We start from the raw sequence: 16,457 nt of genomic DNA on the forward strand, positions 1-16,457 counted from the left end.
GCCGCCACGGTTTTGACCAGCCTTACACTTTCTCCCGATTGTTCCAAGACCGACGGAGAGCGTAAATCGGCCGCACAGAAATGCGATTCCGTTTTGCCGCAAATCGGGTTACCGTGCCTGCCAGGATCTTCCAGCTCTTCGTTCGGGCAGTTCGATGCGTCGCCTAATGCTTGCAAGTGTCGGTTTTCTTGCCGCTCTGGCCGCACCGGCTTTCGCAGCCGAACCTGTGGCCGATGTGCCGATGACCGCCCCCGGTTTCGACTGGACCGGCTACTATGCCGGCCTGCAAGGCGGTTATGGCTGGGGCAGTTCCGACATCTCGGGAACCGAGGGCGAGCCGTTTGCCGCCTCGCCAGACCTCGACGGCGGTTTCGTCGGTGGCCATGTCGCCGGTCTGTGGCAATTCGACGAGGCTGTGCTCGGCGCCGAAGCAGAGCTTAACTATTCCTCGGCAAAGGGCGCCGAAGAACTGGGTGCGGGAAATCTGCTCGGCACGGATGTCAAGTGGTTCGGTTCCATCAATGCCAAGGCCGGCTATGCGATGGATCGGTTCCTGATCTACGGCATCGGCGGCGTCGCCTTTGCCGGCATCGAAACCTCCCAAGATGCCGGTACTTCGTTCGACAACACGCGAACCAGCATAGGCTGGACGGTTGGGGCCGGCGTCGACTATGCGCTGACCGACAGGTTCGTCGTCGGGGCGCAGTATCGCTACTATGATTTCAGTAAGGAGCATTTTGATGCGCCGGACGATTTTCTCGATCGCGACCAGAATGTGAAGCTGAATACGGTCGGCATCAATCTGAGCTACAAGTTCTGAGCCCCATCGCCGCGCCCGGTCACCGGGCAGGATCATGCTCGATCTCGCATGGTCCGCGACGGCAATTCTACGGCAATTCCAAGGACTGAGGGGCCGGCGTCCCCAGTGGGCGGGGGGATGGGTTGGGCCTGGTAGACGCCGGCCTCGACGGATCAGATCCGCCGCGCAGACACCGTATCATTGCCTGCGGCGCGCGGAATTGCGTGATCGCACCAGTATCACCATGCCCGCTTGTCTGAACGTCACCGGCGCAGCACTTGATGCCGCGTGCCGTTTATGATCCTGCCCTCGCACGCAGGCGCGCGTCCGCCATCGCAGTACCCGCGCCCGATCGCGCAGTGAACACTCAAAGAATTGCAGCGAGAAAAGAGCCATCGAACCCGCAAGTGCGGACGAAGGTCCAAGAACATCAGCAAGACCTTGGTCCGAATACCTACAGCAGAGGTCCGATCAGCTCTCCTGCAAGGAACGTACTCGCATTCCTTTCATTTGTTGAACGGGTGCAGCAATGGTCCTTCATGTGCCCACGAGAGCAGGGTTGCCATCATTGCACCCTCAACCCCCTGCTCAGTTCGCAGGCAGAAAGCTCAAATCGAGATCTCGTGCGGCTTGAGCTGTCGTGAAACTACCCCGAGGGATCTGGAATGGAGAAACACTTATGAAAGCGATTTTTCTGACAAGTGCCATGGCGCTCGTTTTCGTTGCAATGCCGGTTGTCGCTTCGGCGGCAGAAGCCGACGTCGTCATCAAAACCCATCGCCATCATCACCGTCACGTGGCAGTGATCAACGATCAGGGCCAGCGCCTCCATCATCGGCGCCATGGCACGGTGGCTTTCTATGACCAAGGTCGCCGGCATCATCGCCGCGACACCGTCGTCATAACGGGCTCAACTGAACGCCGTCACCACCGGCGTCACCCAGTGGTGATCTACGACAGCAACGACTAATATTGTGCAATCCGGCCCGGCTGATCGCCAACCCTGCCGGGCCGTGCCCGCGAGCGGCGGACCGACAACAAGGGAAGGAAGCCAGGCGGGTCTTCCCTGTTGAAAATGAGTGCTTAATCGCAGCCCGGGTATGAGAGGCCGGTCGTGCTCTCCAGCTTGAGCTTCTGGTCCCTCAAGAGGGCGCCAGTAAAAAATAAACGCCGGCGACCAGTGTCGATGTCAAACAAATCGCCATTGCCACGACCACCTTGGTCGCGAACCGCTCGGCTCTCGCGCAAAGCGCGTCAGCAAAATCGTCGCTCTGGATACTTTTCAAGAGCGGCTTGGTGTCGACGCCAGCCATGTGATTGTCGTTGTCGGGGATTGTGACACGGTCACGGCCATCAGTTTTGATGGAACCAGGGGTCATGCTTTGCCTCACGAAGCGTCGGATTGACATCAGCCACCGTTCGACGGAGCTGCCGGATTCGCCGATGCGGACGGCACTTTGGCTTTGGGAGCGTCAATCTTGACGCCAAATATTTTTTCCGCCTGCCAGAACAATGGCCACGGCAGCGCTGCCGCCAGAATTTACCACAGCGGGGCCGGCTGCCATGATCGGCCTCCAGTTGAAGATCATTAGCAAACGCAACGCACGCTTCCTACCGGCGGTTCCACTGCTGGGGCTTGGGTCCTATTGAACATGCGACCAAAGTCAGATCGTGGCGCGCAAAAGGCCCAAACCCACGGTTGTTTGGAACCCACGCGTCTAAGAGCGATTGCCTGACAGGCCATTGAACGATGGTTCCCCTGATCGATGGCCAGCATTGGGAGCCCTTGCCAACCCTGGCAATCCTTCGGGCGCCACCGCGCTTCGCGTCAAGCCCAACGAGAGAGAAAGGAAGCAACAATGAGAACCGATCTTACAACCGTCGTAGCGGGATTCCTGCTGCTTGCCGGCATCGGTGCCGCCGCCGCACAGGATGTGGTCATTCAGCCGCAGGACGAAACCGTCATACAAGAATACGTAAAGAAACAGCCTCTGGCCTCAGTCAAGATTCCCGGCGTTGAGCTCAATGTCGGGACCGCCCTGCCCGATACAGTCGAGCTTCATGAAATTCCCAACGTCAAATATCGCTATGTCGTCGTGGACAATCACACCGTCGTCGTGGATCCCGGCACACGCAAGATCGTAAAGATTATCCAGTGAGCGCTTGAACGCCACGATCCGCCGTTTCAGGTCGGCGGATCGTGGCAACGTTCGCCGAGGGCCCATAGCCGACGGCGCGCCTCGGCGCACGGTCGCCGAGCCGCCGCTAGAAGACCCGGGTGGCACCCGTTGGTGGCGGCTAGGCTCTGCAGAGCATTGAAGTAGAGTTAAGGTGGTGCGGACGACGGGAATCGAACCCGTACGATCAGAGATCGAGGGATTTTAAGTCCCTTGCGTCTACCAATTCCGCCACGTCCGCGCGCCTTTCGTTTCAACTACCTAGGCGATCTCGTCAATTAGGGCCATGCAGTCCCAAAAAAGCGTTGTGCAAAACACGTTCGTTTTCATTCGCCCCGCACCGATTCTTCGTCCCGCAGGGGCGACCGGTATCGGTCAAACAGCGATCGGATGGAGCTTCAGATGCTGGATCAGGATGATGGTCTTGGCGTCGATGATGCGGCCATCGGCAATGCCGGCCAGAGCCTCGTCGAGCGGCATTTCCAGCACCTCGATGTCCTCGCCTTCGTCCGCTGCGCCGCCACCGGCCGAAATGCGGTCGGCGGGCGAATAGAGGGCGGTGAAGAACCAGAGCCGCTCGGTGACGCTGCCTGGGCTCATGTAGGGCGAAAACAGCCGCTCCACATGGTTCAGCCGATAGCCGAGCTCTTCCTCCGCCTCCTTGCGGATGCAGGTCTCCGGATCGTTTTCGTCGAGCAGTCCCGCGCAGGCCTCGACCAGCGGCTCGCGGTGGCCGGTGACATAGGCGGGATAGCGGAACTGGCGCACTAGGAGCACGGTCGAACGATGGGGATCATAGGGCAGGATCACCGCGCCATCGCCGCGATCGTAAGTCTGGCGGATTTGTGTCTCCCATTGTCCGTCGCGGCGACGGTAGTCGAGGACGGTCTTCTTCAGAACCGCCCAGTCGTCGGATAGGATTTCTTCAGAACGGATGCGGATACGATCTTCCATCGGCTGCCTCCACGTTGCCCGGGAGGCGTAGCCGCGAACCAGCGTTCACGCAATCGGGGCAGCGGTTGGTCCAGCAAGCATTTCACTCTCTCGTGTGTGGCATGGCGGCGATCGATCGCCTAAATAGCGCATCCTATTCCCGGAGTTTCGTTCATGACCACATCGCTTTTCCAGCCGATCACGCTCGATGGCTTGAGCTTTCCCAACCGCATCGCCGTCGCGCCGATGTGCCAGTATTCGGCCGAGGACGGCTCGGCGAGCGACTGGCATCTCCACCACTGGATGAACCTGGCAATGTCCGGCGCCGGCATGGTGACGGTCGAGATGACCGATGTCGAGCGGCGTGGCCGCATCAGCCATGGCTGCCTCGGCCTCTATTCCGAAGACAATGAAGCCGCTGCGCGCCGCGCCCTGGACGCAGCAAGGCGCGTGGCCGCACCCGGCACCAAATTCGGCACTCAGCTTGCCCATGCCGGCCGCAAGGCCTCGAACCGCAAGCCTTGGGAGGGCGGCGGACCGCTGCAGCCGAACGAGGATCCCTGGCAGACCGTCTCGGCTTCGGCAATCGCCTACGATACCGGCTGGAACGTGCCGCGAGCGCTGGAGGAAGAGGAGATCCTCCAGCTCATCGAGCGGTTCGCCGAGGCGGCGAGGCGGGCCGAACGCGCGGGCTTCGACTTCATCGAGCTGCACGCGGCGCACGGCTACCTGATCTTCCAGTTCCTGTCGCCGCTCTCCAACCAACGCACGGACAGCTGGGGCGGCTCGCTGGAAAACCGCATGCGTCTTGTCGTCGAGATCGCCAAGGCGGTGAAAAAGGCAGCGCCAAAACTGATGCTGGGCGCCCGGCTGTCGGTCAAGGATTGGGTCGATGGCGGTTTCGACGTCGAGGATGCGATCGAAGTGGCGAAAGCGCTGAAGGCCGAAGGCGTCGCTTATCTCTGTTGCTCGAGCGGCGGCAATTCGCCCTTGCAGAAACTGCCCTCCGGCCCCGGCTATCAGGTACATCTGGCGGAAGCCGTGCGCAGGGGCGCCGGCATCCCTACCCGCGCGGTCGGTCTGATCGACGATCCCAAGCAGGCAGAGGCGATCATCGCCGAAGGCCGCGCCGACATGGTTGCGCTGGCGCGCGCCTTCCTCGCCGACCCGCGCTGGGGGTGGCGAGCGGCCGCCACGTTCAGCGAGACGATCCATCCCGCGCCGCAGCTCGCGCGCTCGGTGACGACGATGCAGCACTGGATGAAGGCGGCGGACTGAGCGACCCTTCCGAGAAGGGCGGAACGCGTCGTCGGACGACCGCCGCAATAGAGCTTCCAAGGAGGTTTGGGACGTTTGGGCGCAGGCTGAGGACACGGTTGCAACCAAATTGACTGCTTTGCGTTGCGGCCATGATGGACAACAAGCCTTTTGAAACACCGGTCGTGGTCGAACTCGGCCATGTCGGCAAATATCGCCACATCCGCAGTACCCAGGAGGCGGCGGAGTGCCTGATGACGGTTTGGCCGCTCAATCGCGGCCCCCGTCATCGTGATGCTCTCGACACTTGCCTCAAAGTGCTGGAAGGTTATCGTTCGACAGCGGATGCGCGCCGGGCCCTTATCGAAGCCGCCAAGGAATCGGAAGTGCTGGTGCCAGACGACAAGCTGTCCGACGACCGCCTGCATTGAGCGGACGGACCTTTAAACCGGAGGTTATTGATGGCGAAGCTGACTTACAAGATCGTCGAGCATGACGGCGGCTGGGCCTACAAGGTCGGAGCGACCTTCTCGGAGACGTTTCCCACGCATCAGGACGCGTTGCGGGCCGCCGAGATCGCTTCAGCCGAGCAGCAGGTCGCGGGGTCGACGGACGGCATCCAGTACGAGGATGCCGACGGCAAATGGCATGAGGAACTGGCTGATGGACGCGACCGGCCGCAGACCGAGGTTTCCGACTGATCTTTCAGCCCAAAGCCCGATCGCCCCAAAGGCCGGCCGCCCCGGAGCGCCGACCGCGGACGTCGGGAGAGAAAACGCCCTACGGTCAGCAGGGAAACTTACGGCTGATTATTTGCCGCAGTACTGGTCATTGACGTTGCCTTGAGCATTGGCGTCCGGACCTGGAGTGTTGTGAGCACATGGGCCCATCCCACCGGTATTGCCTTGGGTGCTCAACCCGGAGCCGTATGCGTTGATGCTCCCGGTGGTGCTCTGGTCGATGGCTGATGAATCCTCATTGCCGAACAGCGACCAATTGTTCCACCAACTGTCATGGTTGTAATACCTGCCGTCCGTCGACTGCGCCATCGCCGATGTGGCAAGACCGGCCGTCAGAACGAATGCCGCGAAAAGTTTTTTGTACATTGGATCACTCCGTTTTGTCTTCGTCGCCTTGGGTGCGACACGGGGCAAACCAGTCATCAGCCGAATGGTTCCTTGAATTCCTTGTGAAGCGTCGGTGAAGCGACGATCCACGGCGTGGACCACAAGCATCGCCAGCAGGAGCAACGCCGGCAGGCACCGGCGGCACAACGATCAGCCGTGCAGCTTCGCGGCGATTTCGGCGACGCGCCCGCCCTGGAACTTCGCGCCTTCGAGTTCCTGCGCCGAAGGCTGGCGCGAACCGTCGCTGTCGCTTGTGGTGGTCATGCCGTAGGGCGCCCCCCCACGCACGACATCGTTGCCCATCTGAGCCTGATAGGCATAGGACAGGGGAACGATGATCATGCCGTGGTGCTGAAGCATGGCCTGGGTGCTGATCAGCGCCAGTTCCGCGCCGCCGTGCTGGGTCGCGGTCGAAGACATCACCGAGCCGATCTTGTTGATCAGCGCGCCCTTGACCCATAGCGGGCCGGTCTGGTCGAAGAAGTTCTTCAGTTGCGCGCACATCATTCCGTAACGCGTCGAGGCGCCGACGATGATCGCGTCATAGTCGCTCAGTTCCAGCGGGCTGGCGATCGCCGCTTCCTGGTCGAGCTTGTAGTGGGCGGCCTTGGCGACCGCTTCGGGCACGAGTTCGGCGACGCGCTTGATGGTCACCTCGGCACCGGCTTCGCGCGCGCCTTCGGCTGCGGCCTTGGCCATCTGCTCCATGTGACCCCAGCTCGAATAGTAGAGAACAAGTACTTTCGCCATTTGCGTCTCCTTGACGTGATGATCCTCGCCCGCCCCAGCCACGCCAGGGTACTTAGGGCGCCAATATTCGGGGAATACCGCGTATGCGGGCACAGTTTGTTCACCGGTCGGATGGCATTGCCGCTGGCCGCGTGCCGCGCTATTTCAGGCGACCCGTTTTTGCCGGAGCCATCGATGTCCGAAATCGTTACCGCCGCCATGCTCGTCATCGGCGATGAGATCCTGTCCGGCCGCACCAAGGACAGGAATATCGGCCATCTGGCTGACATCATGACGGCCATCGGCATCGACCTGAAGGAGGTGCGCATCGTTCCCGATGAGGAAGACGAGATTGTCGCCGCGGTAAATGCGGTGCGGGCCCGCTATACCTATGTGTTCACAACCGGCGGCATCGGCCCGACCCATGACGACATCACAGCCGATTCGATTGCCAAGGCCTTCGGCGTGCCGTGCGAATACGATGCCAAGGCCTATGCCCTGCTGGAAGCAAGCTATGCCGCTCGCGGCATCGAATACACCGAGGCCCGCAAGCGCATGGCCCGAATGCCGCGCGGCGCCGACCATATCGACAATCCGGTGTCGGTCGCGCCCGGATTCCGCATCGGAAATGTCCACGTGATGGCGGGCGTGCCCTCGATCTTCCAGGCCATGCTCGACAATGTCGTGCCGACGCTGAAAGCCGGCACGAAAATGCTGTCGGCAGCGGTGCATTGCCCGTTCGGCGAAGGTCTCGTCGGCGGGCCGCTGGGCGAGATCCAGAAAGCGCATCCGGACACGATCATCGGCTCCTATCCGAAATACGGCGACGGCAAGTTCTGGACCGAACTGGTGGTCCGTGCCCGCAGCCAGCAGGCCCTGGACGCTGCGCGCGCCGATGTCGAGGCGATGGTGGCCGGCTTTGCCAGCAGCGCGAGCTGATCCGGTCCAGGCCGGAACCAAGCACAACGCGGCGACGTTCCTTGCCGCGGGCGGATCGCTCGCAAAATGAGGGGATCACCATGCGCTTCAAGACCATCGTCGCCATTCTGCAGAACGAGCAGGACGCGGAGCGCGTGCTCGACTTCGCCATTCCGCTTGCCGGCCGCTTCCAGAGCCATCTGATCGGCATCCACGCCGAAGCGCTTCCGGTGCCCTACACGTCGGCCACCGGCTTTCCCGACACCGAGTTCCTGCAGGTTTCGGCCGACATGAACCGCGAACGGGCCGAAAAGCTGCGGGCCGCGTTTCTCAGGCATATCGAGAATTCCGGCCTGTCCTTCGAATGGCACAGCCTGGAGAGTTTTTCCGGCGACAGCGCCCTGACCGGCATTTCAAGCGTGCGTGCCGCCGACCTGATCATCGCCGCGCAGCGCGAGACGGGCGGCGATGCGAGCGCCGACGTCGACACACTGGTCTACGACGCCGGACGGCCGGTGCTGGTAGTGCCGCACCTGGGTCCACTGATCACCACCTTCAAGCGTGTGCTGCTTGCCTGGAACGGCAGCAAGGAGGCCGCACGCGCCGCCTTCGATGCGCTGCCCTTCATCATCGAGGCCGACAAAACCGACATTCTGGTCATCGATCCGCCGGACACGCTCGATGAACGCCCCGAGGCCGCCGGAGCGGAAATCGCTTCCGCCTTGTCGCGTCATGGCGCCAGCGTGAGTGTCTCGGTGCAGAGATCGGGCGGCACCTCGGTCGACGAGGTGATCCAGACCAGGATCGCGGAGACCGGCGCCGATTTGCTGGTGCTTGGCGCCTACAGCCACTCGTGGCTGCGCCAGCTCCTGTTCGGCGGAGTGACGCGCTCCGTGCTGCGCACCGCGCCGGTGGCGGCTTTCCTGTCGCGGTAAGTTCACAGTGTCGTTTGCGGCCGCTCTTGCCAAGCGCGAGGTTTTCCAGTTACTTCCGCGCGCATTCCCCTGTTTTCTGCGCGCGACCGCGCGTGCTGCGGAGTGCGCGAAAGATGTCCCTTCCCGAAAAAGCCTTTCCGGTCTCGTGGGACCAGTTCCACCGCGATGCGCGCGCGCTCGCCTGGCGGCTTGCCGGCACCAACAAGGCGCAATGGAAAGCGATCGTCTGCATCACGCGCGGCGGCCTGGTGCCCGCGGCGATCATCTCGCGGGAGCTCGGCATCCGCGTTATCGAGACGGTCTGCGTCGCCTCCTATCATGACTACAGCAGCCAGGGGCAGCTGCAGGTGCTGAAGGAGGTCACGCCGGCCCTGCTTGCCGACGACGGCGCGGGCGTGCTGATTATCGACGACCTGACCGACACCGGCAAGACGGCTGGCATCGTGCGCGCCATGATGCCGAAGGCGCATTTCGCCACCGTCTACGCCAAACCGAAGGGGCGACCGCTGGTCGATACTTTCGTCACCGAGGTCAGCCAGGATACCTGGATCTATTTTCCCTGGGACATGGGCTTCACCTACCAGAAGCCGATCGCCGACGATCACGCCGGCTGATTCGCGGCAAGCAACCTGCTGCAAATCGAGCCGCAGGGAAGTCTCATCCACTAGGCAAAGGGTCTCGCGAGGCTGGCTGGCGCGCGGAAATCGGCGTCTATTGGCGAAAATCGGCCATCCTGATGAAAGTTTTTACTTTTATTGCCGACAATTGGCCGTAAGATTCGTGAGACGGCAAACGATTCTGGAGGCTGGGGCTAGCTTCTCCGATGCTGACGAGGCCAACGACGCACAACCATCTGGCCGAAAGGGTCCGGCGACTCTTCGGCACCGCGCCGTGCCGTCTGCAGGTAGCCGCCCTGCCCTGGCGCGAAACCGGAAACAGCGTCGAGATCATGCTGATTACCAGCCGCGATACCGGCCGCTGGGTGCTTCCGAAGGGCTGGCCTGAAGCCAGGGAGCCGCTTTGCGAAGCCGCGGCGCGCGAGGCTGTCGAGGAAGCCGGACTGCGCGGGACGATCTCGCATCTCGAGGCCGGCCGCTACTTCTACGCCAAGGCCCTGGCCTCCGGCGAGGAAGTGCCGTGCGAGGTATTGGTGTTCCCGCTGCATGTCGACAAGGTCGCCGACCATTGGAAGGAAAAACGCTCCCGCACCCGCAAATGGGTCAGTTCGAGCGAAGCGGTGCGCATGGTCAACGAACCGGATCTTTGCCAGATCATCGCCTATTTCTGCGCCGACCCGCGTCGGTTTGCCTGAACCGGGACCGGCCGCGCCACCAAGCAGCTCGGACGGGGGCGCCTGCGGCGTGAATGCTTTTCTAATGAAGACGTAATAGGATCTGATCCGATCCTGGCGTTTTACCGATGACAAATCCCGCAAATCCCAATCCAGAGAGATCCGACGAGCACAAGCGCGAGCATCGCCAGCGCGTGCTCAAGGGCGGCACGATCATCACGGGCATCTCGAATTCGGAAGTTGGCTGCACGCTGCGCAATCAAAATGAAGGTGGCGCCGAACTCAAGGTTCCGCCCGAAGCAACGATTCCGGATCATTTCCTTCTCTATGTGCCCGTCGACGGCATCGGCTATCGATGCGAGGTCCGCTGGCGCCGCAACGGCCGGATCGGGGTGCACTTCACCGGAACCGAGCCGAAGCCCAGGACGCATTACGGCTGATCCGCGACGTCGGATGCGCCAGATGGTCTGTGCCTGGATCACGCCCCGGAGCCGTCGCGAAGCCTGACAAGCGCGTCTTTGTCCCCTCGGCCGGGGGCTACCGCGGCAGCTCCATTCTATCCCCGTTATCCACATGTGTGACACACAAGATGTTGAGGTCACAAAAGCTACGCAAACGAATCCTTGACGGCGCAAAACGAGTCGCCTTTTATAGGCCATGCGCTCCTGTTGAGAGCGCGACCGGAAAGTTCTGAGCCCGGTCTTTTTCCCGGATTATGTGCGTTTTTCCCCACATTTCCGCCTGTTTACGAGGCTGGCGGAAGCGTTGGGATTGTGGGGGCGTGGGCGATAAAAGGGAGAATTGTCGGACTGGAATAAATTGTCTGTTAACACTATATTTAGTGTTTGCAGGCAGGTTCGACGCTAGATAATGTGAATTTCCCTCGAGTGAGGGAATCGGAAAAAATCAGTTTTGAGGGACCCGCGGGTTCGTCGGTGAGTTGGACAGGCGCTTCGCAAGAAGTTTGACCAGCAAGGCGGACGAAGACCGCGAAAATGGAGAGCCGGCCGTTTTCGAACGCCGGCAGACGGCGGACATGCGCGTTTCGCATTGGGAGCAGAAATCTCCTGACGAAAGCGCTATATATAGACAAAAGGGACCGGACAATGCGCATCGAGCGTCGTTTCACCAGACAGGGACAATCGGCTTACGCGGAGATCGAATTCCGCAAGGCGCTCTCCGAGATCAAGAATCCGGATGGCTCGGTGGTGTTCCGCTTGGACAATATCGACGTGCCGGCGCAATTCTCCCAGGTCGCCGCCGACATCCTGGCGCAGAAATATTTCCGCAAGGCCGGCGTCCCCGCGCGGCTGAAGAAGGTCGAGGAGAACGATGTTCCCTCCTTCCTGTGGCGCTCCGTCGCCGACGAGGCCGAACTTGCCAAGCTGCCGGAAGCCGAGCGCTACGGGTCCGAGATCGACGCCCGCCAGGTCTTCGACCGGTTGGCCGGCACCTGGACCTATTGGGGCTGGAAGGGCGGCTATTTCAAGTCGGAGGAAGACGCGCGCGCCTTCCGCGACGAGCTTGCCTACATGCTTGCCACCCAGCGCGTGGCGCCGAACTCGCCGCAATGGTTCAACACCGGCCTGCACTGGGCCTATGGCATAGACGGCCCGAGCCAGGGCCACTTCTATGTCGACCCGTTCACCGGCAAGCTGACCAAGTCGAAATCCTCCTACGAGCACCCGCAGCCGCATGCCTGCTTCATCCAGGGCGTGCAGGACGACCTCGTCAATGAGGGCGGCATCATGGATCTGTGGGTGCGCGAGGCGCGCCTGTTCAAATACGGCTCGGGCACCGGCTCCAATTTCTCGCTGCTGCGCGGCGAGGGCGAAAAGCTGTCCGGCGGCGGCCGTTCGTCCGGCCTGATGAGCTTCCTCAAGATCGGCGACCGCGCCGCGGGCGCCATCAAGTCGGGCGGCACGACGCGCCGCGCCGCCAAGATGGTCATCGTCGACGCCGATCACCCCGACATCGAGGAATTCATCGACTGGAAGGTCAATGAAGAGCAGAAGGTCGCCTCGCTGGTGACCGGCTCCAAGATCGTCAAGAAGCATCTCGAAGCGATCATGAAGGCCTGCGTCAACTGCGAAGGCCATGACGACGACTGCTTCGACCCCGCCGTCAACACCGCACTGAAGCGCGAGATCAAGGCGGCCAAAAAGGACGCGGTGCCGGAGAACTATATCTACCGCGTCATCCAGTTCGCCAAGCAGGGCTACACCTCGATGTCGTTCAAGACCTACGACACCGACTGGGATTCCGACGCCTACCTCACCGTGTCGGGCCAGAACTCCAACAATTCGGTGTCGCTGAAGGACAATTTCCTGCGCGCCGTCGAGGATGATGCCGACTGGCATCTCACCGCCCGCAAGGACGGCAAGGTGCTGAAGACGCTGAAGGCCAGGGATCTCTGGGAAAAGATCGGCTACGCCGCTTGGGCATCCGCCGATCCGGGCCTGCACTTCAACACGACGATGAACGACTGGCACACCTGCGCATCCGCCGGTGCGATCCGGGCATCCAACCCGTGCTCGGAATACATGTTCCTCGACGACACGGCCTGCAATCTCGCCTCGATCAATCTGCTCCCCTACCGCAATGCCGACGGCACGATCGACATCGCTGCCTATGAGCATACGGTGCGGCTATGGACCATCGTGCTGGAAATCTCGGTCATGATGGCGCAGTTCCCGTCGAAGGAGATCGCCAAGCTCTCCTACGACTACCGCACGCTGGGCCTCGGCTATGCCAATATTGGCGGCCTGTTGATGACCTCGGGCATTCCCTACGATTCCGATGAGGGCCGCGCCATCTGCGCCGCGCTCACCGCCGTCATGACCGGCACCGCCTACGCCACCTCGGCCGAGATGGCGTCCGAGCTCGGCGCCTTCCCCGATTACGACCGCAATGCGCAGAACATGCTGCGCGTCATGCGCAATCATCGCCGCGCCGCCTATGGCGACAAGGACGGCTACGAGAAGCTGGCCGTCAACCCGGTGCCGCTGGTCGCTTCCGACCTCAAGCAGCAGGAGCTGGCGACGCACGCCAAGGCTGCCTGGGACCGTGCCATCGAACTCGGCGAGGAGCATGGCTATCGCAACGCGCAGGCGACCGTGATCGCGCCGACCGGCACGATCGGTCTGGTCATGGATTGCGACACAACCGGCATCGAGCCCGACTTCGCGCTGGTGAAGTTCAAGAAGCTCGCCGGCGGCGGCTATTTCAAGATCATCAACCGCGCCGTGCCGGAAGCGCTGCGCACGCTGGGCTATTCGGAAAGCCAGATCGCCGAGATCGAGGCCTACGCCGTCGGCCACGGCAATCTCAACCAGGCGCCCGGCATCAACCCCGGCTCGCTCAAGGCCAAGGGCTTCACCGACGACAAGATCGCGGCGCTCAACGCGGCGCTGAAGTCGGCCTTCGACATCAAGTTCGTCTTCAACCAGTGGACGCTCGGCGCCGACTGGGTGAAGGAGACCTTTGGCTTCACCGACGAGCAGCTCAACGACTTCTCGTTCGAGATGCTGCCGGCACTGGGCTTCTCCAGGAAGGACATCGAAGCCGCCAACATCCATGTCTGCGGTGCGATGACGCTCGAGGGAGCGCCCTTCCTCAAGGCCGAACACCTCCCCGTGTTCGATTGCGCCAGCCCCTGCGGCAAGATCGGCAAGCGCTCGCTGTCGATCAACAGCCACATCCAGATGATGGCGGCGGCACAGCCTTTCATTTCCGGCGCCATTTCCAAGACCATCAACATGCCGAATGACGCCACGGTGGAGGACGCCAAGAACGCCTACATGCTGTCGTGGAAGCTGGCGCTGAAGGCCAACGCGCTCTACCGCGACGGCTCGAAGCTCTCGCAGCCGCTCAATGCCTCGCTGCTCGCCGATGGCGAGGAGGACGAGGACGAGGCGATCGAACAGCTGGTCGCCGCGCCTGCCGCGCAGCGTGCGGTGCAGGTCACCGAAAAGATCGTCGAGCGCGTCGTCGAGCGTCTCTACCGCGACCGCGAGAAACTCCCGAACCGCCGCAAGGGGTATACGCAGAAGGCGGTCGTCGGCGGCCACAAGGTCTACCTGCGCACCGGCGAGTTCGACGACGGTCGTCTCGGCGAGATCTTCATCGACATGCACAAGGAAGGCGCTGCCTTCCGGGCGATGATGAACAATTTTGCCATCGCCATCTCGCTCGGCCTGCAATATGGCGTGCCGCTGGAGGAATTTGTCGAAGCCTTCACCTTCACCAAGTTCGAGCCGGCCGGCATGGTGCAGGGCAATGACGCGATCAAGAACGCGACGTCGATCCTCGACTACGTGTTCCGCGAACTTGCGGTCTCTTATCTCAACCGCCACGACCTCGCCCATGTCGACCAGTCGGATTTTGACAAGACGGCACTTGGCCGCGGCATCACCGAAGGCAAGGCCACGCCGTTCTCCAAGGGCCTTTATCGCGGTGCCTCGCCGGTCAAGCTGGTGTCGGGCGCCGAGCCTAAGGGATTTGGCGGGTCTGGCCCGGCCACGGCCCCTGCCCGCGTGGCGCCGACGGCCTTCTCTGGCTCCAACGTGCTGGCGCTGAAGCCGGCGAGCGACGAGGCCATCGCCTACAAGCGCGACTATGAGGAACGCGCCAGGGAACTGGTCGAGGACATCGCCGAGGAGGAAGCCGAGGCTTCGGGTGCCGAGGGGCTGTTCTCCAACGCCGCCGCGCACGAAGCCGCGGAAGCCAAGGCGCTCGCCGCCACCCGGCGCCAGCAATCGCTGATGCAGGGCTATACCGGCAACGAATGCTCCGAGTGCCACAACTTCACCATGGTGCGGAACGGTACCTGCGAGAAGTGCGATACGTGTGGAAGCACGAGCGGGTGCAGCTGAGAATCTGAAGCGCTAGTAAAACGCAGCATTTTGGCCCGATCGTACGATCGGGCCGAAATGGCAAAGGGAACAAAAAGGGTACATCGTATAAGGAAGTCTTTATGTGACATCCCCGAAACACCAAAGGCCAATCCTTCCGGATCGGCCTTTGGTGCCGCGAATAAGCCGAAGCCCACGCGGGGCGACGAGATCAGAATCCCATCTCCTATGACAAGGTTACTATATGGAGATTCTGATCTAAGAGTCGAGAAGGCATCGGCAGCTAGTGTGACTTTAACGGCTCCCGGAAAGGGCTTTTTCGTTATGAAAATTGAACCCAGAATTAGCGCTAGTAAATTGGTTGAGTATTGTTTCGCTCGCTCCACTCGGCGAACTGCGATCATTGAAGACATCATCAGACCTAAGAACTTCCTCCTCGACACCCGCTACAACGAGATTGAACGTGCAATGATGCATTTCATTGAAACTCACGGGCAGGATGACAGCCGACTGTTCCAGCTCGACAGGGCCTTGTTGTCGCGCCAACCTGCCACCTCGCACGATGAACAAAGGCTTCTCACAGCTCACGATGCTATCGAACTTTGCCGTACTATGAGCTTGGCCAAGCTACCTACTGCTGCCAAATTAACCGGCGTTTCCGATAGCCAGCCAAAATTCCTTCTTGCCGGTGTCTCTATTAGCGTTCGACCGACAAACTCGGTCAAGATACCACAGGCAGGAAGGAGGGAATTTGGCTTCGGCTTGATCAAACCTTATCTCTCCAAAACACTACCATTGTCGCCAGAAACTTCGGCGCTGCATGGAGCGCTTCTCCATTGGTACGCGGAGAAATGTTTCGGGGATGCCGGAGAACCACGCGCCGAACTTTGTTTTGTGGTTGATGTGTTTGCCCAAAAGACTTTCGCTGCACCCGGTAGCTTCAACCAACGCAGGAAGCTGCTGGCAGCTTCCTGCCAAGAGATCGCGGACAGGTGGCAGTCAATTCGGGCGAGACTAATTACTGACGAAGAAGCTAGCCGGAAACGCCATTAATAGCCTTGGTGCTGCAGTAGTTCTTGGTGCTGCTCGCCTTCGCCCCTTGATGTGGCAAAGGGTGAGCAGCGCCAGGAACAGCATGAAACTTTTAGGCAGCTTTGAACGAGGACTGTATGCGCTACGCCGTAGCGATTGAAAAAGCAGGCGATAATTTCTCAGCTTATGTGCCGGATTTGCCCGGCTGCATCGCGACGGGTACGAGCGTATCTGAGGTGAAAAACGAGATTCACACCGCAATACCCTTCCACATCGAGGGTTTGCAAGCCGACGGGCTGGACGTGCCGAAGGCGTCAGCTTTGCGGAATATGTAGAGGCATAGTCGATATCCAGGCACTGCTCAACACGGCGCTTAAAGACCTTCTTGCGAGCGAGGAGCAACTGG

Annotated in this window: 18 protein-coding genes and 1 tRNA gene; 14 read left to right on the forward strand and 5 right to left on the reverse strand. The window is 61.2% G+C overall.

Annotation, left to right across the window (positions count from 1 at the left end; genetic code table 11):
• The first annotated feature begins 154 nt into the window (after window positions 1-154).
• Together LB541_RS24815 and LB541_RS24820 are read left to right on the forward strand one after the other, a co-directional pair.
• Entirely contained in the window at window positions 155-820 is a 666-nt protein-coding gene (locus tag LB541_RS24815; protein WP_140517657.1) for an outer membrane protein, read from the forward strand.
• Between the two features lie 658 nt (window positions 821-1,478).
• A complete protein-coding gene (locus LB541_RS24820) occupies window positions 1,479-1,769 on the forward strand; it encodes a hypothetical protein (RefSeq protein WP_140517658.1) in 291 nt (96 codons plus the stop codon).
• A 172-nt stretch (window positions 1,770-1,941) separates the two neighbouring features.
• On the opposite strand, the gene LB541_RS24825 is transcribed toward LB541_RS24820, so the two are convergent.
• A complete protein-coding gene (locus tag LB541_RS24825; RefSeq protein WP_140517659.1) occupies window positions 1,942-2,178 on the reverse strand; it encodes a hypothetical protein in 237 nt (78 codons plus the stop codon).
• Between the two features lie 480 nt (window positions 2,179-2,658).
• On the opposite strand from LB541_RS24825, the gene LB541_RS24830 reads away from it, so the two are divergent.
• Complete coding sequence (locus LB541_RS24830; protein WP_140493726.1) at window positions 2,659-2,958, forward strand: DUF1236 domain-containing protein; 300 nt, start codon at window positions 2,659-2,661, stop codon at window positions 2,956-2,958.
• A 173-nt stretch (window positions 2,959-3,131) separates the two neighbouring features.
• On the opposite strand, the gene LB541_RS24835 is transcribed toward LB541_RS24830, so the two are convergent.
• A tRNA-Leu gene (locus LB541_RS24835) sits at window positions 3,132-3,217 on the reverse strand.
• Window positions 3,218-3,351: 134 nt separating this feature from the next.
• Window positions 3,352-3,930: an NUDIX domain-containing protein gene (locus LB541_RS24840; RefSeq protein ID WP_140517660.1), complete on the reverse strand. Its 579-nt coding sequence runs from the start codon at window positions 3,928-3,930 to the stop codon at window positions 3,352-3,354.
• A 153-nt stretch (window positions 3,931-4,083) separates the two neighbouring features.
• Here LB541_RS24840 and LB541_RS24845 point away from each other — a divergent pair, with 153 nt between their 5' ends.
• The 3 genes from LB541_RS24845 to LB541_RS24855 all read left to right on the forward strand — a co-directional run bounded on the left by LB541_RS24845 (window position 4,084) and on the right by LB541_RS24855 (window position 5,867).
• Complete coding sequence (locus LB541_RS24845) at window positions 4,084-5,187, forward strand: NADH:flavin oxidoreductase/NADH oxidase (protein WP_140517661.1); 1,104 nt, start codon at window positions 4,084-4,086, stop codon at window positions 5,185-5,187.
• Window positions 5,188-5,318: 131 nt separating this feature from the next.
• A complete protein-coding gene (locus LB541_RS24850) occupies window positions 5,319-5,597 on the forward strand; it encodes a DUF982 domain-containing protein (RefSeq protein ID WP_140517662.1) in 279 nt (92 codons plus the stop codon).
• A gap of 30 nt (window positions 5,598-5,627) precedes the next feature.
• Window positions 5,628-5,867: a DUF2188 domain-containing protein gene (locus tag LB541_RS24855; RefSeq protein ID WP_140493732.1), complete on the forward strand. Its 240-nt coding sequence runs from the start codon at window positions 5,628-5,630 to the stop codon at window positions 5,865-5,867.
• A gap of 108 nt (window positions 5,868-5,975) precedes the next feature.
• Here LB541_RS24855 and LB541_RS24860 read toward each other — a convergent pair whose 3' ends face one another.
• Window positions 5,976-6,272 carry a hypothetical protein gene (locus tag LB541_RS24860; protein WP_140494988.1) on the reverse strand — a complete coding sequence of 99 codons (297 nt, stop codon included), beginning with the start codon at window positions 6,270-6,272 and terminating at the stop codon, window positions 5,976-5,978.
• 171 nt (window positions 6,273-6,443) lie between these two features.
• A complete protein-coding gene (gene wrbA / locus LB541_RS24865) occupies window positions 6,444-7,043 on the reverse strand; it encodes an NAD(P)H:quinone oxidoreductase type IV (protein WP_140517663.1) in 600 nt (199 codons plus the stop codon).
• Window positions 7,044-7,217: 174 nt separating this feature from the next.
• Between wrbA and LB541_RS24870 the strand changes: the two genes are divergently transcribed.
• From LB541_RS24870 to LB541_RS24905, 8 genes are all read left to right on the forward strand, one after another.
• The gene (locus LB541_RS24870) at window positions 7,218-7,961 is read left to right on the forward strand and encodes a competence/damage-inducible protein A (protein WP_140517664.1); all 744 of its coding nucleotides are present in this window, start codon (window positions 7,218-7,220) and stop codon (window positions 7,959-7,961) included.
• Between the two features lie 80 nt (window positions 7,962-8,041).
• Window positions 8,042-8,875 carry a universal stress protein gene (locus LB541_RS24875; protein WP_140493736.1) on the forward strand — a complete coding sequence of 278 codons (834 nt, stop codon included), beginning with the start codon at window positions 8,042-8,044 and terminating at the stop codon, window positions 8,873-8,875.
• Between the two features lie 113 nt (window positions 8,876-8,988).
• Window positions 8,989-9,489 (forward strand): xanthine phosphoribosyltransferase, encoded by a 501-nt coding sequence (gpt, locus tag LB541_RS24880; protein ID WP_140493737.1) that lies wholly within the window; start codon window positions 8,989-8,991, stop codon window positions 9,487-9,489.
• 209 nt (window positions 9,490-9,698) lie between these two features.
• Window positions 9,699-10,187 (forward strand): NUDIX hydrolase, encoded by a 489-nt coding sequence (locus tag LB541_RS24885; RefSeq protein ID WP_140493739.1) that lies wholly within the window; start codon window positions 9,699-9,701, stop codon window positions 10,185-10,187.
• Between the two features lie 107 nt (window positions 10,188-10,294).
• Window positions 10,295-10,606 (forward strand): PilZ domain-containing protein, encoded by a 312-nt coding sequence (locus tag LB541_RS24890; protein WP_140493741.1) that lies wholly within the window; start codon window positions 10,295-10,297, stop codon window positions 10,604-10,606.
• Between the two features lie 666 nt (window positions 10,607-11,272).
• Window positions 11,273-15,040, forward strand: a complete 3,768-nt coding sequence (locus LB541_RS24895; RefSeq protein WP_224619848.1) for a vitamin B12-dependent ribonucleotide reductase — start codon at window positions 11,273-11,275, stop codon at window positions 15,038-15,040.
• Window positions 15,041-15,343: 303 nt separating this feature from the next.
• Window positions 15,344-16,072: a hypothetical protein gene (locus tag LB541_RS24900; protein ID WP_140650672.1), complete on the forward strand. Its 729-nt coding sequence runs from the start codon at window positions 15,344-15,346 to the stop codon at window positions 16,070-16,072.
• A gap of 116 nt (window positions 16,073-16,188) precedes the next feature.
• Window positions 16,189-16,386 (forward strand): type II toxin-antitoxin system HicB family antitoxin, encoded by a 198-nt coding sequence (locus tag LB541_RS24905; RefSeq protein WP_140561005.1) that lies wholly within the window; start codon window positions 16,189-16,191, stop codon window positions 16,384-16,386.
• Window positions 16,387-16,457 lie beyond the last annotated feature (71 nt).

Origin of the sequence: Mesorhizobium sp. BR1-1-15 (genome assembly GCF_020165475.1) — a bacterium.
Taxonomy (GTDB): domain Bacteria; phylum Pseudomonadota; class Alphaproteobacteria; order Rhizobiales; family Rhizobiaceae; genus Mesorhizobium.